Annotated in this window: 17 protein-coding genes; 13 read left to right on the top strand and 4 right to left on the bottom strand. The window is 61.1% G+C overall.

From position 1 onward, the window contains the following. Positions 1 to 27 precede the first annotated feature (27 nt). On the top strand, positions 28 to 642 hold the full coding sequence (locus NTD81_RS18680; RefSeq protein WP_262184239.1) for a nucleotidyltransferase family protein: 615 nt from the start codon (positions 28 to 30) through the stop codon (positions 640 to 642). A gap of 270 nt (positions 643 to 912) precedes the next feature. Beyond that, positions 913 to 1,413: a hypothetical protein gene (locus NTD81_RS18685; RefSeq protein ID WP_262184240.1), complete on the top strand. Its 501-nt coding sequence runs from the start codon at positions 913 to 915 to the stop codon at positions 1,411 to 1,413. 31 nt (positions 1,414 to 1,444) lie between these two features. On the opposite strand, the gene NTD81_RS18690 is transcribed toward NTD81_RS18685, so the two are convergent. After that, positions 1,445 to 2,368 (bottom strand): AraC family transcriptional regulator, encoded by a 924-nt coding sequence (locus tag NTD81_RS18690; RefSeq protein WP_262184241.1) that lies wholly within the window; start codon positions 2,366 to 2,368, stop codon positions 1,445 to 1,447. A 165-nt stretch (positions 2,369 to 2,533) separates the two neighbouring features. On the opposite strand from NTD81_RS18690, the gene NTD81_RS18695 reads away from it, so the two are divergent. Together NTD81_RS18695 and NTD81_RS18700 are read left to right on the top strand one after the other, a co-directional pair. Further along, a complete protein-coding gene (locus NTD81_RS18695; protein WP_262184243.1) occupies positions 2,534 to 3,268 on the top strand; it encodes an SDR family oxidoreductase in 735 nt (244 codons plus the stop codon). Positions 3,269 to 4,208: 940 nt separating this feature from the next. Next, positions 4,209 to 4,976, top strand: a complete 768-nt coding sequence (locus tag NTD81_RS18700) for a YoaK family protein (protein WP_262184244.1) — start codon at positions 4,209 to 4,211, stop codon at positions 4,974 to 4,976. Positions 4,977 to 5,043: 67 nt separating this feature from the next. Here NTD81_RS18700 and NTD81_RS18705 read toward each other — a convergent pair whose 3' ends face one another. Further along, positions 5,044 to 6,117 (bottom strand): 3-deoxy-7-phosphoheptulonate synthase, encoded by a 1,074-nt coding sequence (locus tag NTD81_RS18705; RefSeq protein WP_262184245.1) that lies wholly within the window; start codon positions 6,115 to 6,117, stop codon positions 5,044 to 5,046. A gap of 737 nt (positions 6,118 to 6,854) precedes the next feature. On the opposite strand from NTD81_RS18705, the gene NTD81_RS18710 reads away from it, so the two are divergent. Continuing rightward, positions 6,855 to 7,103, top strand: a complete 249-nt coding sequence (locus NTD81_RS18710) for a DUF2790 domain-containing protein (protein WP_262184246.1) — start codon at positions 6,855 to 6,857, stop codon at positions 7,101 to 7,103. Between the two features lie 89 nt (positions 7,104 to 7,192). Here NTD81_RS18710 and NTD81_RS18715 read toward each other — a convergent pair whose 3' ends face one another. Next, positions 7,193 to 7,771 carry a TIGR00730 family Rossman fold protein gene (locus tag NTD81_RS18715; protein WP_262184247.1) on the bottom strand — a complete coding sequence of 193 codons (579 nt, stop codon included), beginning with the start codon at positions 7,769 to 7,771 and terminating at the stop codon, positions 7,193 to 7,195. Between the two features lie 709 nt (positions 7,772 to 8,480). Between NTD81_RS18715 and NTD81_RS18720 the strand changes: the two genes are divergently transcribed. The 5 genes from NTD81_RS18720 (at position 8,481) to NTD81_RS18740 (ending at position 15,283) form a co-directional block, all read left to right on the top strand. Beyond that, on the top strand, positions 8,481 to 8,792 hold the full coding sequence (locus NTD81_RS18720; protein WP_262184248.1) for a hypothetical protein: 312 nt from the start codon (positions 8,481 to 8,483) through the stop codon (positions 8,790 to 8,792). Positions 8,793 to 8,869: 77 nt separating this feature from the next. Further along, on the top strand, positions 8,870 to 10,336 hold the full coding sequence (locus tag NTD81_RS18725) for a calcium-binding protein (protein WP_262184249.1): 1,467 nt from the start codon (positions 8,870 to 8,872) through the stop codon (positions 10,334 to 10,336). A gap of 88 nt (positions 10,337 to 10,424) precedes the next feature. Further along, positions 10,425 to 11,693 (top strand): HlyD family secretion protein, encoded by a 1,269-nt coding sequence (locus NTD81_RS18730; RefSeq protein WP_262184250.1) that lies wholly within the window; start codon positions 10,425 to 10,427, stop codon positions 11,691 to 11,693. Positions 11,694 to 11,703: 10 nt separating this feature from the next. Next, positions 11,704 to 13,848, top strand: coding sequence for a peptidase domain-containing ABC transporter (locus NTD81_RS18735; RefSeq protein WP_262184251.1), 2,145 nt, complete (start codon positions 11,704 to 11,706; stop codon positions 13,846 to 13,848). 28 nt (positions 13,849 to 13,876) lie between these two features. Then, positions 13,877 to 15,283: a TolC family protein gene (locus NTD81_RS18740; protein ID WP_262184252.1), complete on the top strand. Its 1,407-nt coding sequence runs from the start codon at positions 13,877 to 13,879 to the stop codon at positions 15,281 to 15,283. Positions 15,284 to 15,289: 6 nt separating this feature from the next. Here the strand turns inward: NTD81_RS18740 and NTD81_RS18745 are convergent, their stop codons facing one another. Next, positions 15,290 to 16,240, bottom strand: a complete 951-nt coding sequence (locus tag NTD81_RS18745; protein WP_262184253.1) for a helix-turn-helix transcriptional regulator — start codon at positions 16,238 to 16,240, stop codon at positions 15,290 to 15,292. Between the two features lie 152 nt (positions 16,241 to 16,392). Between NTD81_RS18745 and NTD81_RS18750 the strand changes: the two genes are divergently transcribed. The 3 genes from NTD81_RS18750 to NTD81_RS18760 are packed head-to-tail and all read left to right on the top strand — an operon-like array spanning position 16,393 to position 20,280. Next, on the top strand, positions 16,393 to 16,782 hold the full coding sequence (locus NTD81_RS18750; RefSeq protein ID WP_262184254.1) for a hypothetical protein: 390 nt from the start codon (positions 16,393 to 16,395) through the stop codon (positions 16,780 to 16,782). After that, positions 16,769 to 18,013 (top strand): MFS transporter, encoded by a 1,245-nt coding sequence (locus NTD81_RS18755; RefSeq protein WP_262184255.1) that lies wholly within the window; start codon positions 16,769 to 16,771, stop codon positions 18,011 to 18,013. Before NTD81_RS18750 ends, NTD81_RS18755 begins: the two co-directional genes overlap by 14 nt. After that, complete coding sequence (locus NTD81_RS18760) at positions 18,010 to 20,280, top strand: TonB-dependent receptor (RefSeq protein WP_262184256.1); 2,271 nt, start codon at positions 18,010 to 18,012, stop codon at positions 20,278 to 20,280. Before NTD81_RS18755 ends, NTD81_RS18760 begins: the two co-directional genes overlap by 4 nt. Positions 20,281 to 20,295 lie beyond the last annotated feature (15 nt).

Below are 20,295 nucleotides of genomic sequence, written 5' to 3' on the forward strand. Positions count from 1 at the left end.
GGCCTTCGCCACCGCGAGCCTTTAGTCATGTCCTTGCACGCTAAGCTTTGCGCCATCCTCACGGCTGAGCCGCTGCGCCTGGAGGTATTGCGCCAGGTGCGCGACCTCAACCTGCCCGACTGCTGGGTGGCTGCCGGCTTTGTGCGCAATGCCGTGTGGGATCACCTGCATGGCTTTAGCGCGCCCACGCCCTTGGCCGATATCGACGTGCTCTGGTTTGACCCGGCGCAGGCCAGCGCCGAGGCGGACGCCCGCCTTGAGCAGGCCTTGAGGCGGGCGGACAACCGGCATAATTGGTCGGTAAAAAACCAGGCGCGCATGCATCTGCGTAACGCGGACTTACCCTATGCCTCCACCACCGACGCCATGCGCTACTGGTGCGAAACCGCCACCGCTGTGGGCGCCAGACTTAATCCTGCTGACCAGCTTGAGATCGCCGCACCGTTTGGCCTGGACGATCTGTTTCAGTTGCTGGTACGGCCAACGCCCCGCTTCGCCGACGATAAACAGACGATTTATGCCGAGCGCCTGCGCACGAAAAACTGGCCGGCGACCTGGCCTAAGCTGCGCTGTGTTGAGGCGGCTCGGGCTGAGCGGGGGCAGGGCGAGGCGCCAGTCAATCCTTATGCGAGTAAGGACTAAGCCAAGGATCAGGCGCTTGGCAGAAATCCTTTTAAACAGACGGATTTGGTTCGCGGCATTTTTTGCTAAAGAGGCCAAGATCCAGGCCGCTGCTTAAACCTAACGGTCATCGACGCCATGCGCGTCATGGCGCAAAGCGTTCGCCAGCCCGCGAGCGCGGCTTAAGCACAGCCGTGGTGTCGACTGTTTGGCCATGCTTTGCGGCTTAATTGTTCGGCCAAGCTGGCTCAGCGTGTAAAATCCCGCGCCCGAGAAACAGGAGAGATCAGTTTGGTTATTCATTACGGCGCAACGCCCGAGAACACAGCATGCGGGCGCAAGGGATTAAGCCTTAATAGCACCCAGGATCAGGCGCAGGTGAGCTGCAAGCGCTGCCAGCAGGCGGTGGCCAAACTCGCCGCAGCACCGGTGCGTAAAACCCCAAGCCTGGCCGATTTACGCGCCGCCGCTAAAGCCGCCAAGGCGGCTGCAGAGCAGCCTGCGCGAGCCGCGAGCCAAGCGCCTGACGAAGCGCCGCTTGCTGCGCCGACTGCGTTGAGCGTTGCGCCGGGCCCGGCGCTTGCCGTCGCGACCGCGGTCCCCGTGGCGAAGCCTGCACCTGCGCCGAGCAGCGTGCCCAGCGAGGCACCCGCTGTGGTGGCAGCGCCGAGTGATAACGCCACGGCGCCAATACCCCGTCAATCCGCCCGTGCCGAGTGGCTGGCGCGTTTGCAGCAGCTGCCGGGGCGCAATCGTCTGCCCCGTGGTGCGGCGAAGCAGTCCAAGCGCTAAGCGCTATCCCCAGCTGTCGCGCCGTAGCGCGCTATGCCGCGCTTAACGGCGCTGGCGCCAAGGCCAGCAGGTTTTGCAGATGACGTGCCTCGGCGCTGGGGCTGCGGCCAAACAGACGGCGAAATTCGCGACTGAACTGGGTCGGGCTTTGATAGCCGACCTCGGCGGCGGCGCTGGCGGCGTTCAAGCCCTGGCGGATCATCAGCAAGCGCGCCTGATGCAGGCGCATGGCTTTGATGTACTGCAACGGCGAGGTGGCCGTGACGGCCTTGAAGTGCACATGGAAGGCCGCCACGCTGAGGTGCGCCTGGCGGGCCAAGGTGGGCACATCCAAGGGCGTGTGGAACTGGCTGTGGATAAGCCGCAGCACCTTGGCGATACGACCGAAATGGCTGTTGGTTTGCAGCGCCGCGCGCAGGCTGGCGCCTTGTGCGCCCGTGAGCACGCGGTAGGTGATCTCACGCACCAGCGCCGGGCCGAGTATCCGTGCGTCCGTGGCGCAGCTTAAGGCTTGCAGCAGGCGCAACGTGGCGTCTTGCAAGGCGCTGTCGATAGGGCTGGCATACAGCGGCAGCGGCTCGCTGTGGGCCGGCTCAGGGACATCTAAGGCCAGCTCGGCCGTGAGACTGGGATCGATGCGCAGGGCCAGGCCGAGCATGGGCTGCTCGGCACTGGCCTGGGTTTCGATGCTGAACGGTAGCGGCACTGACAGCACCAGATAATGCTCGGCGTCGTAGACGTACAGCTTGCCGCCATGGACACCGCGCTTACTGCCTTGCAGCACAATCACGATGCTCGGCTCATACAGCGCCGGGGTGCTGGCCATCGCCTGGTTAGCGCGCATCAACGTCACACCCTCCACCAAGGTGGCGCTGTAGCCTTCATTGGGGGCCAGTTGCAGCATCAGCTCCAACATGCGTTGTTGCGGCGGGCTGGGAGCAGGGCGGTGATCCATGGACGTGGCTCAGGCTGATGAATAGGCAAAAATATAGCAGCGATGCCCGGGTGTTAGGGCGTGGCCAATAGTTTTAGGCAAGCTTTGCAGAGCAATACCACTTAGCCCGGGCAGCGCATCTGCCTAGCATGAAGCGCTACTCAGTTCTGCTAAGGAAGTGCTGCCATGACCCTACAACCCACCGCCAAAGTTATTTTGCTCACCGGCGCCAGCAGTGGCATTGGTGCGGCCACGGTGCGCCTGTTATGTGCCCAGGGCCATCGTTTGTTAATTGGTGCGCGGCGCACCGAACGCTTGCAGGCGTTGGCCGAGTCGCTGCGCGCCAGCGGCGGCGAGGTGCATTACTGCACGCTGGATGTGACACAGGCGCAGCAAGTGCAGGCCTTTGCCCAGCGAGCGTTGCAGCTGTACGGTCGCATCGACGTGATGATCAACAACGCCGGGATCATGCCCTTGTCGCCGCTGGCCGCGCTTAAACTGGATGAGTGGCAGCGCATGCTCGATGTGAATGTAAGCGGCGTGCTGCATGGCATCGCGGCAGTGTTGCCGACCTTGCAGCGCCAGGGCAGCGGCCAGGTGATCAATATCTCGTCGATTGGTGGTTTGACCGTGGTGCCAACGGCAGCGGTGTATTGCGCGACTAAGTTCGCCGTACGGGCGATCTCCGATGGCTTGCGCCAGGAGCATCCTTACCTGCGGGTGACGTGCGTATATCCGGGGGTGGTGGAGTCGGAGTTGGCCGACAGCATCAGCGATCCCGGTGCGGCCGAGGCCATGCGCCAGTTTCGGCAAAACGCCTTGCCGCCTGAGGCGATTGCCCAGGCCATCGCCCATGTGATCAACCAACCGGAGCAGGTCGACAGCAGCGAAATCGTCGTGCGCCCTACCGGCGGCTTTTAACGGCGCCGGGTGCCATTGAGCAAAGCCGCTGGGCAATACAAACTGGGGCGCTAGTCCCGGTGCATAACCCCAAGCGTTAGCGTGCAGTGGCTGCGGGCGGCAAACGCAGAAGTGCCACGGCACCTCCACCTGCGCTTTAGCGCAGGCGTTGCGCCCCAGCGTCAGTTCAACCTCATTGTCATTACAGGCCGGGCTGAGCAGGGGAAGTGAGCCCGTGTTGTCGAGCCGATCGTCAGACTTAGGTTCAGGGCTATTGGCGATCAAAATGCCGTAAACGCGTTAAGTGTTCCACGTGGAACGCTCTACCTAAGCCTTTACAGCGGTGCTGGCTCAGTCAGACGAGGCACTGCTAACTTATTCGAGTGGCTGGCGGAGTCTGTGACCTCAGCATGTAGTACACATGTTGCTAGTGATCGATTGTCGAGCAATTGACTTCTGGGAGACGGCATCAGCGCAGCGTTGTCCCCAGCGCTTGCTGGCGCGCTGCGCTATTTAGCCAATTGGCTCTCTGTCCGCACGGCGCAAATCCGCTATGGTAGAGCCGGCTTTGTGCTGTGGCGGCTTGCCGCGTGGGGCAAATCCTAGCTGTTGTGGGCTTAGTTGGCGTTTGGCCAAGTTTGATTCAGCAGCGCTGCCAAGGGTTTATTGAGCCGCAATAAACAGTCCGGCGCGGTGCCGCTCTGACCTGCGCGCGCAGGCTTCTCCCACGACCTAGGCTCTGTATAAAAAGCGTCCACGGCCTCACTGAAGTCAGGTCAGCCCGCGCTGTATCAGGCTTGTCGGTTGTCGTTAATGCGCCGGCAAGGTCAGCGTGTGTTAGCACGGCGGTTGCCCACAGAGCCCCGTTAGCCAGCCCGTATTTGTGCGTCTGCGTGGTTGATCCTTGCTTGGTTGCGCCGGCGGTGAGCCATGGCTGGCGCTTTTGCAGATAAGGTCTGTCATGCCCATTCGTTTTGCCCGTGCCCTTACTGGTCATCAGCGCAGCGCGGCGGCCAACCGCCAGTTGGGCATTGCCCTGTGCTTTGTCGCCGGAGCGATTAACGCCGGCGGTTTTGTCGCGGTGCAGCAATACACGTCCCACGTCACCGGGATTGTTTCGAGCATGGCCGAGCATCTGGTGCAGGCTCAGTACCACTTGCTGTGGGTGGGCGGCGCGGCGGTGTTGGCCTTTGTGTTGGGCGCGGCCTGTTCATCGATGATCATCAGCTACGGCCATCGCCGAGGCCTGCACAGCGAATTTGCCTGGCCGCTGTTATTGGAGGCGCTGCTGTTGCTGTGTTTTGGCTTGCTGGGCGGCAGCCTGGCGCAAATCACCGGACTGCTGGTACCGCTGACGGTGCTGTGGCTGTGCTTTTTGATGGGCCTGCAAAACGCCTTGATTACCAAGGTATCGCGGGCCGAAATCCGCACCACCCATATCACCGGTATCGTCACCGACTTCGGGATTGAGCTGGGGCGCATGCTCTACTGGAACCGCTATCGCAACGATGACGTGCCCCGGGTCACGGCTGACCGCGACAAGCTGTGGCTGATGCTATGGCTGGCCCTGGCCTTCTTCTGCGGCGGCGTGGCCGGTGCCTTCGGCTTTACCCACCTGGGCTATATCGCCACCGTGCCACTGGCCATTGTGCTGGTGCTACTGAGCAGCGTGCCGGTGATCGACGAGGCCCTGGCATTGCTGCGGCGGCTGTTGAATAAGAGCGACTAGGTCAGGCACTGACTGCCCATCGGCACTGCTGACCCGGTTCAGGCGGCGCCGGGTCAGGGCAAGGCCATCAGCGTAGGCGCCGGGCCGCTTGCAGGAGCATCTGTGCGGTGCCTTCCCAACCCAAGCACGCGTCGGTGATCGACACCCCGTAACGCAGCTCGCCGCCGAGGCTCTGCGCACCGTCGAACAGGTGGCTTTCGATCATCACCGCACGCAGGGCGTGATCACCGGCTAAGCGTTGTTCGATCACGCTGTCCAGCACGGCCGGTTGGCGCAGCGGATTTTTGCCGCTGTTGGCGTGGCTGCAATCGACCATGATCTTCGCCTCGATGCCTTGCTTGGCCAGCTCGGCGCGCGCCTGGGCGACGCTGGCCGAGTCGTAGTTAGGGCCGGCATGACCGCCGCGCAGCACCAGATGGCTATCCGGATTGCCCTGGGTTTGCACCAGCGCCGGATGACCGTGCTGATCCACGCCGAAATGCTGGTGGGCGTGGGCGGCGCTGCGCATGGCGTCGATGGCGATGCCGAGGCTGCCGTCGGTGCCATTCTTGAAGCCCACTGGCAGATCTAAGCCGCTGACCAGTTCGCGGTGTACTTGCGACTCACTGGTGCGCGCGCCGATGGCGGCCCAGCCTAGGAGATCGTCGAAGTAGCTGGCCACCAATGGCTGCAAAATCTCGTTGGCCAATGGCAGGCCCAGCTCAAGCAGATTCAGCATCAGCTGGCGCGAGCCGTGCAGCCCGGCGGCCATATTGCCTGTGCCATCTAAATCGGGGTCGTACACCAGGCCTTTCCAGCCGACGGTGGTGCGCGGTTTTTCCACGTAGGCGCGCATCACCAGCAACAGCTTATCGTTCACCTGTTGGCTTAATGCGGCGAGACGTTGGCCGTATTCGAGGACGGCGACGGGATCGTGCAGGGAGCAGGGGCCGACGACGACCAGCAGACGGGAATCTTCACCGTCGAGAATGGCGCGGATGGCGCGTCTTTGCTGTGCCACTTGCAGGGCCAGGGCGGCACTCAGGGGCAGTTGTTCACGCAGTTGGCTGGCGCTGGGCAGGCTGCTGGTCTGGCGCCGCGCAGGGGCGTTGATCAGATGCAGAGCAGGGGTGTGGCTAGGTACAGACAGGGCTACGGACATGCTGGATTTCCTTAGCCGGGCGCAGGTTTGCGCGCGGCTGACTAACTGGGCTGATGGGGTGTTCGTATGGCTCGGCAGGCGTGGCTGCCAGCGCTAAATCGCCAGTCGTAGCGGTAATAAGAGCGGTAGTTGGCAGTGCTGTTCATGTGGTGATCCTCAAGTGGTGCGCGGTTTACGCGGTAAAAAACAAAACCCCCGGTCGGGAGGCCGACCGGGGGTTTCGAGAAACTGTCTGGTGGCGACCCTGTTTTGCTAGGGCGCCTGTGGGGTATCAGGCGCGCCAGCGGCTAAACCAATACCCATAAAAGCGATACGCCAGCGCTGCCTGTGGCCCACGGGCAAGCTCAGCGCCTGAGGCACTGTGCATAGCAAGACGGGGGATAGACAGGACAAGCGACATAACTAACTCCGGTGGATGGGCCTGAAGGTAATCCAAGCGCGCCGCGGATTCAACCCGCAGCCTGATCTAGATTGTTGGCGCTGGCCCTGCAGGCCTTGAGCCAGGGGCTTTGCGGCGAGGCGGGCATTATTACTTTTGCCCTAACGATGCTTTGCCAGAACACGGATTTATCAAAAATTGTCGGGCGATAAACTGTGCCCAGCTTCCAAACAAAGCCACGAAGCGCGGAAATCATCGGGTCTTCGCAAACAACCCGCCCCGTTTCGTTGAGCCTTCAGCCCCTCAACATTCCGACTGAAGACGAACTTAACCGTTTGCACTGTTGGGACACTTTGAAATGAAACTGTTTAACGCCTTAATCGCTTCTTCGCTGGTACTGATGGGCAGCCAAATGGCCCTGGCTGATGACGCTGTAGTTGAGCAATACCATTACGGCTCTCACCTCGACATCGCCAAGGTTTTGCATCGCGATCCGGTCCCAGATGTCTGCGGCGTAGTGCCGGTACACATGACTTACCTAGACCACCAAGGTCAGCAGCACACCATGGAATACCTGATCATGGGTAACGGTTGCCCTGACAACTAAGACGAGTTGCAACGAGTCCTGCCGCTTGCAGGATCAGTTGAAACGCCCCTCGAGAGGGGCGTTTTTTTTGCCGGCAGTAAAGCGCGTGGTCAGCCCTTTACTGGAGCGATCCACTTGCTTACCTGGGGCGCTTGATAGTTGGCAATGGCAGCCAGCAGGTCGTCGATGGTGTCGGCCACGATCAGCATGTCGCGGTGTTGCGGCTGCATAAAAGCTTCGCCGGCGACGTGGTCGAGAAACTCGATCAGGTGATCGTAATAGCCGTTGATATTGAGCAGCGCGCAGGGCTTTTGATGGTGACCCAATTGCGCCCAGGTCCACACCTCGAACAGCTCTTCTAAGGTACCGGCGCCGCCGGGCATGGCGATAAAACCGTCGGCCAGCTCGGCCATCAGGGCTTTGCGTTGGTGCATGGAGTCGACCACGCGCAGGTCTTTAAGGCCCTTATGGCCGACTTCTTTTTCCCATAGGGCATGGGGGATTACGCCAATCACCTCGCCGTCGGCGGCCAGCGCGGCATTGGCCACCGCGCCCATCAAACCGACTGACGCGCCACCGTAAACCACGCCGATATGGGCCTGCGCCAAAGCCTGGCCCAGCGCGCTGGCGGTTTCGACATAGGCCGGTTGGCGGCCCGCGTTGGAGCCACAAAACACACAAAGACGCACGGCACTTTCTCCCAAGCAGACCAAGTTAGATCAGAGCCGCAATAGCGGTGGAGGTTCCACCACATAAGGATTGGGCAATGAGCTAATTAGCGATAAGCAATTAAGTTGCGCAGTATACCGGATCATTCTGATTCTTGAGTTTGCCCAGAGGCTTGCCTGTATTGCAGCGGAACTTTAGTTCAATTATTTAGCGTGAGATAAGCGTTATTTTGAAATAAGGAGTGCCGGCCAATAGCTCCGAGCTGGCTTGCTTTGTGTTTTTTTGTTAACAACTAAGCGGTGGCCATTGGCTGCTATCGACTGAGTATGGTTAATCTTTTGATAGATTTAATGGTACGCACTTATTAAAGACTGAGATGATCTGGCGCCAACAAACTGGCTGCACTTATTTGGTACATTTAAACTTGTTAAATGACGACAGATTAGCGATTTTAAAAGCCTTGGACTGACACTCTTGTACTCTATGTAGTACATAGGGCGGACTAAGGTGCTAATTATATAGTTAGAGCAACTAATTTTATTCGGCGCGCTTGCCTGTGTCTTTATTTTCTCGTAATCATTTGCGCGCACAGTCTGTTTGTAGGGATGTCGATAAAGTCTGTGTGAATGGGCCAAACCCCCGTGGTATAGGCCTGCAATGAGTGTGGCTAATACGCTGCAGGCTAATTAAAAGTTAGCCTGCATACATAGCTTAATAGAGGGAAAGATCATGCAAGATAACTTGGTAGCTGAACTGACGCTGGATGAAATCGACGCCGTAAGTGGTGCCGGCTTGTTTGGTAGTTTGCTGGGTAGTGCCTTGCAGGGCGCGGTTGATATCAGCAATGGCTTACTTAATAGCGTCGCGCCGTTGGGCCAAGCGCTAAACAACACTGTGCCGGGTTATGCGATCGTTCACCAAGCTGGCGATAAACTTATTGCTGACCTGCAAGGCGTGGCTAAAGGTGTTGGCGATGCTTTGGGCGGTACTTACAATGCGGTCAATCCTGGCCACTACGAGCAAGAGTGGAAAAGTGCTTAATTTGCACTAACTCCATAGCACTGTTACGCGCTTAAGCGTAACAGTGCTGGTTAGTTGAGCTTATAGGGAGATGGCCAATGGCATTTAGTAATGGAAATGTGCTGGTAAGTTTCACCGAGGAGCAGAAAGCCCATCTGCTCCACCTGAGCGAGACCGAGCAATATGCCGATGGTTATCGTTACATCCGCGATATCGTGCATGAGGCGCGGGTGGCTTATGCCGGTAACGGCCAGCCTACTTTTATCTATCTGTTTGGCGACGAAAAAGCCCGTGAGTTGGTCAAGCTGGAAAGCTGGATCAGTGACGTCGTAGGGATTAACGCCGGCGACAGTTCTGTATTCGCTGAGTTTGTGCGCGGCTCGACCCGCACGGCTAGCGCCTTGAAGGGCACCCCGATTACCGAGGAGCAGTTCCAGGCGGCCTCGGACAACTTGGCCAAGCTGGTCATCCTCGACTCCGTGCAAGCCGGTGGCATGCCCGCCGCCAAGGACGTGGTGGCCACCGACGTCAGCCAGGCGCTGGACAACCTCGGGTTACCACGCAGTGCCTGGGCCGGGGTGATTGGCGATGTATTCCCGCCGCCGTTGGGCTTCGGCGAGAACTACGTGAAGTTCCCGTCGCCGGCTGAAGTGGGTCTGCTCGGGTCTCTCGGCGGTGTGGTGACTGCCTTGTTCTCCAACGTGGGTGGCGGTCTGCGCTTTGTGAAGGAGCTGCTCAGCGGTAATCCTGAGACGGTGGTTAACAGCCTGGACCTGCTGCTCAAAGGGATCTGGGAAGCACCTAAGACCGATCAGGTGGTTAAGGGCTCGATCTTCTCCGACGTGCTGCAAGGCGGTTCCGGCAATGACCATATTTCCGGCGGCTGGGGCAACGACACGCTGTTCGGTAAAGACGGTAACGATGTGCTGGATGGCGGCCTGGGTCGGGACAAACTCTACGGTGGCGGCAACGACGACACCTATATCGTCGATAACGTCGGCGACCAGGTGTTCGAGAACCGCGGCGAAGGCATCGACAGCGTGCAAGCGTCGGTCAGCTACAGCCTCAGTGCCAACGTCGAGAACCTCTACCTGACCGGTAACGGTGCGATCAATGGTACCGGCAACGAGTTGAACAACATCATCATTGGCAACGACAGCGCCAACATCCTGCGTGGCAATGCCGGCAATGATCAGCTGTTTGGTGGCGGTGGCAACGATCAGTTGTTTGGTGGTGCCGGTGCCGACACCTTGGTCGGTGGACAGGGCCGCGACCTGTTTATCTACACCGAGGTGAGTGATTCAACCGTGGCGGCAGCCGACTTCATTCTCGACTTTGCCAGCGGTGAAGATCGCATTGATCTGTCTGGCTTGGGCAAATTTATCAACGGCGGCGGCAAGTTCGCCTTCGCTGATGAGTTTGATGCCCAGGCCGGGCAGATCGTGCTCAGCACCGATGACAAAAACAACACCCAGGTACGGGTCGACTTCGGCGGCGATGGACAAGCCGATTTCGCCATTAACCTGATCGGCCAAGCCGTGCAGGCTGATCTGATCCTGGCCTAAGGCTGTCAGTCCTCGTGGCCTTAGGCGGCGAGGACTGGCTTAGGGGTGATGAAATCTGCTCAGGCAGGCGCAATGCAATGGAGTGTGTGTGAGCGAGCAGCTTTTTCGCAAGCAAGCGTTAGAAGCCCAGCAGGCGCAGTGGCTGGGTGAAATTGTGTTGATCCGCCCAGCGTCCTTCAGCCTCTTTGCTGGCTTGGCTTTACTGCTGGCCAGCGTGGTGGTGGGGCTGATGCTGTTTGCCAGCTATACCAAGCGCAGCACGGTGACTGGGCAACTGTTGCCGGTGGGCGGGCAGATCAAAGTGCACAGCCCGCAAAGCGGCATCGTGGTGGAGAAGTTCGTCCGCGAAGGCCAGGCGGTTGAACAAGGCGCGCCGTTGTTGCGGCTCTCCAGCGAGCGCTTTGCTGCCAGTGCCGATCCGTTGCAAGCGACCATCAGCCTGCATTTGCAGGAGCGTGCCAGCTCTCTGAAAGAGGAGTTGGCGAAGACCCGGCTGTTGCATGAAGAAGAGCGCAGCAGCCTGACCAGCAAGGTCGCCAGCCTCAGTCGTGAGCTTGAAATTCTCGAGCAGCAAAGCAGCAGCCAGCGCAGCCTGGTGGCCCTGGCCGATGATGCCAGCAAGCGCTATCAGGGCTTGCTGGAGAAGGGCTATATCGCCACCGATCAATTCCAGCAGCGCCAGGCTGAACTGCTTGGCCAACGCCAGACCTTGCACAGCCTGGAGCGTGAGCGCAGCGCCATGCAGCAGCAGTTGCAGGAGCGGCAAAACGACCTAGCCGCGCTGCCCAATCGCCAGGCCAATCAGCTGGCGCAGCTGCAACGGCAGCTGGCCGGCATCGCCCAGGAGCTGGCGCAAAACGAGGCGCAGCGCAGCGTGCTGATCACTGCGCCGGCCGCTGGCGTGGCCAGTGCGGTGTTGGCCGAAGTGGGCCAGAGCGTCGACAGCAGCCGCACCTTGCTGAGCATTTTGCCGGCGGCCAGCCAGCTGCAAGCGCAGCTGTATGCACCGAGTCGCGCGGTGGGGTTTATCCAGCCGGGCGATGCCGTGCTGATCCGCTACCAAGCCTATCCCTACCAGAAGTTTGGCCAGTATCGCGGTCAGGTCGAATCGATCTCCCACAGTGCCGTTAGCCCCGATGAGCTGCGCAGTTTGCTCGGTGAAGTGCCGCAAGGTGCGGCCAGTGGCGAGTCGCTGTATGCGCTGAAAGTGCGCCTGGAGCGGCAGAGCGTGCAGGCCTATGGCAAGGCCCAGGAGCTGCACAGCGGCATGCTTCTGGAAGCCGATATTTTGCAAGAACGGCGCCGCCTCTATGAGTGGGTGCTCGAGCCGCTTTACAGCCTGACCGGCAAACTTTAAGGAAGCCCCCATGGTTTTTCTCGACGCCCTTGCTTTGCGTCTGGGCCGCCGCCTGCCGCTGGTGCTGCAAACCGAAGCCACTGAATGTGGTCTGGCCTGTTTGGCCATGGTCGCCGGCTACCACGGCTATCACAGCAGCCTCAGCGAGCTGCGCCAACGCTTTAGCCTGTCGCTCAAGGGCATGACCCTCAAGCAGCTGATGCAGGCCGCTCAACAGATGCGCCTCGGTACGCGCCCGGTGAAGCTGGATATGCCGGGCCTGAGCCAGCTCAAACTGCCCTGTGTGCTGCACTGGGACTTCAACCATTTTGTGGTGCTCAAGGCGATCAATGGGCGCACCCTGACCCTGCACGATCCCGCTCACGGTCTGCGCCGCCTGAGCTATGAAGAGGTGGCGCGCAGCTTTACCGGCGTGGCTCTGGAACTGTGGCCCGACAGTGGTTTTGCCCCGCAAGCGGCCAAGCCCCGGCTGAAACTGCGCGGCCTGCTCGGGCGGGTCACCGGGCTGTACCGTTCGCTGCTGCAATTGCTGGCGTTGGCGCTGACCCTGGAAGTCTTTGCCCTGCTCAGCCCCTTCTTTTTGCAGTGGACCATCGACCATGTGATCGTCAGCGCCGACCGCGATTTGCTCAGCACCTTGGTCATCGGCTTTGGCCTGTTGCTGCTGATGCAGCAGGCGGTCAGCGGCGTGCGCGCGTGGGTCATGATGTACATGAGCACCACCTTGAGTGTGCAGTGGCGCGCCAACGTGTTCAGCCACTTGTTGCGCTTGCCGTTGCAGTATTTTCAGAAGCGTCATTTGGGCGATGTGGTGTCGCGTTTTGGCGCGGTGGACAGCATCCAGCAGACCCTCACCTCAGCGTTTTTCACCGCCATTCTCGATGGCCTGATGACCCTCGCCACCTTGGCCATGATGCTGCTCTACAGCCCGACCTTGGCTGCCATCGCGATCATCGCCATGGTCCTCTATGGCCTGGGCCGCTGGCTGTGGTTTGCCCCGCTGCGCAGTGCCAGTGAGGAGCAAATCATTCATGCCGCGCAGCAGCAAAGTCACTTCCTCGAAACCGTGCGCGGCATTCGTCCGCTGAAGTTATTCCAGCGCCAAGAGGAACGGCGCTCGGCCTGGTTGGGGCTGTTGGTCGAGCAGATCAACGCGGGTCTGCGGGTGCAGAAGCTGCAGCTGCTTTATCAGCAACTCAACGGCCTGTTGTTTGGTATCGAGAACCTGCTGGTGATCTGGCTCGGCGCGGGCATGGTGATGGACGGTGAGTTCAGCGTCGGCGTGCTGATGGCGTTCACCATGTACAAGTCGCAGTTCGATAACCGCGTGGCCAGCCTGATCGATAAGTTCGTTGAGCTGCGCATGCTCAATCTGCAGGGCGAGCGCTTGGCCGATATCGTCTTGCATGAGCCCGAGCACAGCGCCAGCCAGGTGGATCTGAGTGGCTTACCGGAGCATCAGGCGAGCATCGAGATCCGTGGCCTGGCGTACCGCTATGCCGAGCAAGAACCTTGGGTGCTAGAGCAGGTGGACTTGCAGATTAATCCCGGCGAATCGGTGGCCATCGTCGGGCCTTCCGGGTGCGGCAAAAGCACCTTGCTCAACCTGTTGTTAGGCGTGCTGCCGGCCAGTCGTGGGCAGATTCTGGTGGCGGGCGTGGAGTTGCAACAACTGGGTTTGGATGGCCTGCACCAGTTGATCGGCACGGTGCTGCAAGACGACGTGCTGTTTGCCGGCTCACTGCGCGACAACATCAGTTTCTTCGACCCGCAAGCCGACTTCGAGTGGGTCCTGCAGTGCGCGCAGATGGCTGCCGTGCATGAGGAAATTGTGGCTATGCCAATGGGCTACAACACCCTGGTCGGGGACATGGGCACGGTGCTCTCCGGTGGGCAAAAACAGCGGATCTTGCTCGCCCGGGCGCTGTACAAAAAACCGCGGATTCTGCTTCTCGACGAAGCCACTAGTCACTTGGATGTGGCCTGCGAGGCACGGGTCAATCAGGCCATCAGCCAATTGCCGATGACCCGGGTGATGGTCGCCCACCGTCCGCAAACCATCGCCTCGGCGCAGCGGGTGATTCGCCTGCACGCCGGGCGCGTACTCAGTGAGCCGCCGCTGGCCGCGCCCGATGCGCGCGCCGGCTCGTGGTAGGGGCCGCGATGGCGATGGGAGTCAGACCATGGCGATAGTGCGTTGGCTGTACCTGCTGAGTCTGCTCAGCACCCAGGCCTTGGCCGTGGATGTGTTTGCCACGGCCAATGGTCACGCCGGGCAAGCGGCCTACGACAGCGATGGCAGCGCCTTGCCGTGCCACTTTGGCGCGGTTTCGCAGCCTCTGCTATTGGCCGAGGCGATTGAACGCAGCCTCTGCTATGACCCGCAAACCCGTCTGGCATGGGCCAGTGCCAAGGCGCAGGCGGCCATGGCCGGGGTCAATCAGGCGGCCTATCTGCCGCGTCTGGATGGCCAGCTTGGCAGCAGCACCGGGCAGCGCGCGGTGGATTATGACGAGGCGCAATACGACTCCAGCGAGGGTCGTTTGCGCCGCGACAATGCCAACCTGCAACTGAGTTGGGTGCTGTTTGATTTTGGTCAGCGCGAAGCGGCCCTGAGCCAGGCGCGGCAGTTATTGCTAGCGGCCAACGCCAATCAGGATCGGGTGCTGCAAGAGGCCTTTCTGCGAGCGGCCAGCGCCTATTACCAAGCGTTGGCGGCGCAGCGCAGCGTGCAGGCTTCCACCCAGATCGCCGAAATGGCCGGGCAAAACCTGGAGGCCGCCGATGCCAAATACAAAGCCGGGGCGGCGGCGCTGTCGGATCGCTTGCAGGCGCAAACGGCGTTTTCCCAAGCCAGCTTGCAGCAGGTTCGCGATCAAGGCGCGCTGACTGCCGCGCTCGGTGTGCTGGCCTTACGCATGGGCCTGGCGGCGCAAACTCCGCTGCAACTGGGCAGCGAGCTGAGCCAGGTCGGTGGCCGTGAGTTTGTCCAGGCGGTGGATAAACTGCTGGCCCAGGCCCGCCAGCAACACCCGGCGTTGCTGGCCGCACAAGCGCGCGTCAAGGCTGCCGAGGCGGGCGTCGAGCAAGTGCGCGCGGCCGGCATGCCGACCATTGCCCTGACCGGCGAGCTGGGCTGGCAGCGCAACCGTCAGGGTCAGGAGCTCGCTGGCGATTACCAAAGCCGCGAGCGCAGCATTGGCTTGCAGGTGTCGCTGCCGTTGTTTGAGGGTTTTTCGCGTAACTACCAAATCCGCAATGCCCAGGCCTTACTCGAGGCGAGCCAGGCCGAGGTGGCGCAAACCGAGGAGGAGGTGGCGCTGCAACTGTGGGCCAACTATCAGCAACTGAGCGTGGAGACGCAAAGCCTTGAGCGCACCCAGCAGCTAGTGGAGCAGTCTCAGCAAGCGCTGGAGGTGGTGCAGGGGCGCTATCGCTCCGGTGTCGGCAGCATGATCGAGATGCTTAACGGCCTGACCGCCTACACCGCCGCCCAGCAGCAACACATCCAAAGCCTCAGTAGCTGGCAGACCTCACGCTTAGGCTTGGCGGCGAGCTTGGGGCGCTTGGGGTTTTGGACGCTGGACTAGGACAGGCTAGCGGATTTGCGATGGCGGGTAGCCGAACTGGCGTTTAAAGGCGCTGCTAAAGCTGCTGACGTGCTCATAGCCGGCCAGGCTGGCGGCGTCTTCCACACTCATGTGCTGCTGGCGCAAGGCTTGGTAAGCCTGCTGCAAACGCACCTGACGCAGGTAGGCGGCGATGGTGCTGCCGTGGCGTTGGCGGAAGGCGTTTTGCAAATCCACCGGGTTGCTGCCCAAGCGCTTGGCCATCTCGGCGATGCTCAGCTGGTTAGCCTCGCCGCTGTCGAGCCAGTCTTTTAAGCGCACCAGACACTGTTGCAGATGTTGGCTTAAGCGTTTGCCGCCACTGGGCTGCTCAACGCTTTGCAGAATCTCGCTGGCCAGATCCAGGGCGAAGCTTTCGCGCTGCATCTGCTGGATCAAACCATTGCCCTGGGCCTGACTCAGCAGCGCCTGGGCGCGTTGGACGATGACCGGAGAGGGTTGCCAGGGCAGGTGATCCAGATGCGCCAGGCTGAACTGGGCAAAGCGACTGGCGCATTGCGGGCTGCTGTGGATGAACTGCGCCAGCCACTCACGGCTAAAGCTCAGGCTGACCTTGCGCTCTTCGCGGCCACGCTGCCAGCAGCGGCTAAACACGGCGCCGTCGGTGAGATTAAGCAACATGGCGCGTTGCTGCGGCTTGCGCGCATCCAACTGCCAACGCTGCTGGCCGAGGTTGAGCTCGGTTTGCCCATGCAGCAAAAAGCTCGCGGTAATCCCCGGCAGCAGCAGGTTCTGGCTGTGGTTATCGAGCAGATCCTGGCTTTGGCTCAGGTACAGCACCAGCCCGCTTTGCAGCACCTGCACCTGCTGCGTCCCGAGCAGCACGCTGTGCTCATCGGCCACAGGCTGGGCAAAGCGCACCTCACCGCCTAAGGCGCTGGCGGCGGCACGCAGTTGTCCGCTGGTGAATGCTTGCATGGCAGGTCCTGAAAAATTTCGTCGCGGCTAAGTTTTGCTTGTTTTCGCCTAAGCGGGCAACAGTATTCAGAATTATTCTCATGTAGACAATTGGTACTGGCATTCTAGCTGCCGGACACAACTGGTTATTTATGGCTATTCAGGAATCGAGCATGGGGTTGCAGCTTAACCAGGCCGCGTTGGTCGAGGCGGTGTTTCACGGCTTTGTCAGCGCTGCGGAAATCCGCCAGTGGCTGGCGCAGATCGACGCCTTGCTGGCGCGCCAGGAAGACTTCTATTTCATCGCCAGCACCCGCGAGCACAGCGACTTCGCCGAGGATTACCGGGCCATTCAGGCGGTTTGGTACAAGCAGTACAAGAACGCCTTTCGCCAGTATTGCCGGGGCATCGTGCGCATCGCCCACGATCCGGCCGAGCAAGCGCGCCTCGATACCCCAGCCCTGCACGCGGCCTGGGGCGTGCCCTATGCGGTGACCCTGGAGCGCAGCGCCGCCTACCAGTGGGTGATGCAGCAGATGCTGGTGCAACATGCAGCCGCGTAGTGCGGGGGCCACCCCGGGGCGCCTGGAGCTGACGGTGATCGTTACGCTGTACCTGGCCCATGCGCTGCCGTTGTATTTCTTTACCGTGGCGCTGCCGGCGATTCTGCGCAGCCAGGGCGTCGACCTGCGTTGGATCGGCATGCTGTCGCTGCTGTACATCCCTTGGGCGTTCAAGTTTCTGTGGGCGCCGCTGATTGATCGCTATCACGTTAAACACCTCGGCCGGCGCAAAACCTGGCTGCTGCTGACTCAGTTGGCGCTGGTCGGCGGCGTGCTGCTGTTGGCTTTAAGCGGCTTCGAGCAGGGTTTGTGGGTGTTTATCGCCATCAGCCTGTGGATCTCCACATGGGCGGCGACCCAGGACATCGCCATCGACGGCTACACCGTTGAGTCGCTGGCGCCCAGCGCTTACCGCCTGGGCAGCATGGCGCAGAGCATTGGCGTGGGCCTGGGCAGCATGGTGGGTGGTGCCGGCGTGCTGTGGCTGTATCAGCGTTATGGCTGGCAACCGGCGCTGCTTTGTCTGGCCCTGCTGACGGCGCTGCCGATGTTGGCCATCCGCGCCGTGCAGGAGGGCGCCCGGACTCACGATGAGCGGCAGCGGCCAAGCGTTGTGAGCAGTTTTAAGCGCCCGGAGATGCTCTGGGCCTTTGTCCTGATCGTGGTGTATCGGCTGGTGGAAGCGCCGGCCATGGCCATGCTCAGCCCGCTGCTGATTGACCAGCAGTGGAGCCTGAGTCAGATCGGCGTGCTGCTCTCGGTGCTCGGTGCCTTGGTCGGTCTGTTGGCGGCTGTAGGCGCGGCGCGGGTGCTCAAACATCGCCCTGCCGAGCGCCTGTTGCTGCAGGCCGGCTGGCTGCGCACAGGGCTTTATTTATTGATTGCTTTGGTGCTCAGCGCAGGCGTGAGTTACGCCGCCTCGCCATGGTTTGGGCTGTTGGTGCTGGCGCTGCTCGCCGTGCGGTATCTGGCCATGACCAGCCTGTACGCCTTGTTTATGCGCCTGTGCAGCCCGCAACAGGCCGGCACCGACTTCACCTTGCTGGTGTGCTTTGAGCTGTTGGTTTACTTCCTCGGCGGTGCGCTGTCCGGGGTGTTGGCCAAGGGTTTGGGCTACGCCTGGTTCTATTGGTTGCTGGCGGGCGTGTCGATCGTGAGCGTGCTGCTGAGCCAACTGATTATCAAAAAAATCTGCCACTACACACTTGATTCCAATAGGGGAGCGCTATGAGCCTTTGGTCCGTGCGAAATGTTCCGTCCACCTTGCAGCTGTCGCTGCTGAGCCTGGCCATCAGCGCTCCGGTCTACGCCGCCGAGGCAGAGGATGCCAGCCAGCAACTGGCGCCGCTGCAGATCAGCGCCCGTAGCAGCAGCCAGAGCCTGGCCGAGATCGCCGGCACGGTGTACCGCATCGAGCGTGAGGACATCGTGAAGCAAAGCGCTCCCGGGCGCAGCACCGCTGACGTGCTCGGGCAACTGGTGCCGTCGTTGGCGCCCAGCTCCGGCACGACCAGTAACTACGGCATGACCATGCGTGGTCGCGCGGTGCTGGTGATGATCGACGGCGTGCCCATGACCGGCTCGCGCGACGGCTCACGTCAGCTCAACAGCATCACCCCGGCGATGATCGAGCGCGTCGAGGTGGTCTCTGGTTCCAGCAGCGTCTACGGCGCCGGCGCCACCGGCGGCATTATCAATATCGTCACCCGTCAGGGCGATGGTTCGGCGTTGGGCTTTAGCTCTGAGGTTGGCGTGCGCAGCGCCGATCATCCTGAGCATGACGCCATGGCCTATAACGCCACCCAGACCATGACCTTCAACCAGGGCGATGTCAGCGGTTTTGCCGGCATCAGCTATGTGAAGCAGGGCGAGATTCAGGATGCCCACGGCAACCGCGTCGGCCCGGAAATCGCCCAAACTGATCGCCAGGACACGCGCAGCGTCGACTTCAATGGCCGGCTCAGCTGGCAGCTCGACGACAACCAGAAGCTCAGCCTCGGCGCGCGTTTTTATGACGATAAACAAGACAGCGATTACGGCCCCGACTACGGTCCGGGCTTGGCGGCGTTGTTTACCCCGGCCACCTTCGAGCCCAGCCTGCAAGGGGTCAAGGGCCTTAACCTGAGCGCCCAGCCGCGCACCAAGCATTACGGCGCTAACGCCCAGTATCAGCACCAGGACGTGTTCGGCGGCCAGCAACTGACCGTCGAGGCGTACACGCGCAAGGAGCAAGGGCGCTGGTTCCCCAGCGTGTCGGTGATCCCTCATGCGGCGTTGCCGGGGCGCTTTACCTACGCGGCCATGCAGTCCAACACCGATATCGACGTGTGGGGTGTGCGCACCGCCCTGCAGAAGGGCTTCAGCCTGGCTGGGCGTGATCTGACCCTGACCTACGGCGTGGACTACGAACGTGAGAACGACAGCCAGAGCGGCCAGTCCTATGCCATTCCCAGCTTTATCGCCAGTAATGGCTTGAACTATGTGCCCGGCAACCAATACGCCATGGGCCCGGACGTGGAGATCAGCAACACCGGTTTCTACCTGCAAGGCGATTACCACCTCAGCGAGCGCCTGAGCCTGCAAGCCGGTATCCGCCACCAGATCATCAAGAATGATGTGTCGGCCTCGACGCCTTACACCGAGGCGATTACCGCCGACATCGTGCCGGGCTATCAGGCTCAGCGCATGGCCGGCGGCAACGTCAAACACAGCCAGAACCTGTACAACTTGGGCCTGCTCTATCAGCTCAGCGATGAGCATCAGCTGTTCGCCAACTTCTCCCAAGGCTTCAGCCTGCCGGACACCCAGCGCATGCTGCGCGACGTCGGCCCGAGCTTCGCCATTGATAGCGGCAACATCGAGCCGATCAAGGTGAATAACTACGAGTTGGGCTGGCGCGTGATTGCCGAATCGGGCCTCACCGCCGGGGTTACGGCTTTCTACAACACCTCGGACAAAGTGGTGCAGTTCAACCGTGATTACAGTGTTTCGGTGGCCGACACCGATGAGCGGATCTGGGGCGCCGAGGGCAATCTGCAACTGCCTTTGAGCGAGAGCTGGAGCGTCGGCGGTACCCTGGCGTACACCCGTGGCGAGTACAAGGATGCTGGCGGTTCCTGGCGCGAGCTGGACGCCTTCCGCGTGTCGCCGCTCAAAGCCACGCTGTACAGCGACTGGACCTTCCGGGATGACTACGGCGTGCGTCTGCAAGCACTGACCGTGGGCGGCACCCACCGCGCTTACGACGATGCCCAGCATGCCGAGGTCAGCTCGTCGATCCGCGCCACCCCCACGGCGAAGATCCAGGGCTACACCGTGCTTGATCTGATCGGCCATGCGCCGTTCTTGGGCGGCACCGCCAGCGCCGGCATCTACAACCTGGCCGACCGCGATTACAAAACGGTCTACAGCCAGCAAGCCGAGGCCACCTACGGCAAGCTCTCGAGCCTGCCAGCCCAGGGCCGCACCTTTGCCCTGAGCTACGCCATCGACTACTAGGTTCTGTCGGCAGTG

The organism is Pseudomonas sp. 5P_3.1_Bac2 (assembly GCF_025465995.1).
Taxonomy (GTDB): Bacteria; Pseudomonadota; Gammaproteobacteria; order Pseudomonadales; family Pseudomonadaceae; genus Aquipseudomonas.

What these genes read in the sequence shown, in the direction of transcription:
- NTD81_RS18705 (WP_262184245.1), bottom strand. Translation starts at nt 6,117, where the DNA reads ATGTCCGTAGCCCTGTCTGTACCTAGCCACACCCCTGCTCTGCATCTG.
- NTD81_RS18735 (WP_262184251.1), top strand. Translation starts at nt 11,704, where the DNA reads ATGGTTTTTCTCGACGCCCTTGCTTTGCGTCTGGGCCGCCGCCTGCCG.
- NTD81_RS18750 (WP_262184254.1), top strand. Translation starts at nt 16,393, where the DNA reads ATGGGGTTGCAGCTTAACCAGGCCGCGTTGGTCGAGGCGGTGTTTCAC.
- NTD81_RS18720 (WP_262184248.1), top strand. Translation starts at nt 8,481, where the DNA reads ATGCAAGATAACTTGGTAGCTGAACTGACGCTGGATGAAATCGACGCC.
- NTD81_RS18710 (WP_262184246.1), top strand. Translation starts at nt 6,855, where the DNA reads ATGAAACTGTTTAACGCCTTAATCGCTTCTTCGCTGGTACTGATGGGC.
- NTD81_RS18695 (WP_262184243.1), top strand. Translation starts at nt 2,534, where the DNA reads ATGACCCTACAACCCACCGCCAAAGTTATTTTGCTCACCGGCGCCAGC.
- NTD81_RS18745 (WP_262184253.1), bottom strand. Translation starts at nt 16,240, where the DNA reads ATGCAAGCATTCACCAGCGGACAACTGCGTGCCGCCGCCAGCGCCTTA.
- NTD81_RS18690 (WP_262184241.1), bottom strand. Translation starts at nt 2,368, where the DNA reads ATGGATCACCGCCCTGCTCCCAGCCCGCCGCAACAACGCATGTTGGAG.
- NTD81_RS18760 (WP_262184256.1), top strand. Translation starts at nt 18,010, where the DNA reads ATGAGCCTTTGGTCCGTGCGAAATGTTCCGTCCACCTTGCAGCTGTCG.
- NTD81_RS18755 (WP_262184255.1), top strand. Translation starts at nt 16,769, where the DNA reads ATGCAGCCGCGTAGTGCGGGGGCCACCCCGGGGCGCCTGGAGCTGACG.
- NTD81_RS18700 (WP_262184244.1), top strand. Translation starts at nt 4,209, where the DNA reads ATGCCCATTCGTTTTGCCCGTGCCCTTACTGGTCATCAGCGCAGCGCG.
- NTD81_RS18680 (WP_262184239.1), top strand. Translation starts at nt 28, where the DNA reads ATGTCCTTGCACGCTAAGCTTTGCGCCATCCTCACGGCTGAGCCGCTG.
- NTD81_RS18740 (WP_262184252.1), top strand. Translation starts at nt 13,877, where the DNA reads ATGGCGATAGTGCGTTGGCTGTACCTGCTGAGTCTGCTCAGCACCCAG.
- NTD81_RS18725 (WP_262184249.1), top strand. Translation starts at nt 8,870, where the DNA reads ATGGCATTTAGTAATGGAAATGTGCTGGTAAGTTTCACCGAGGAGCAG.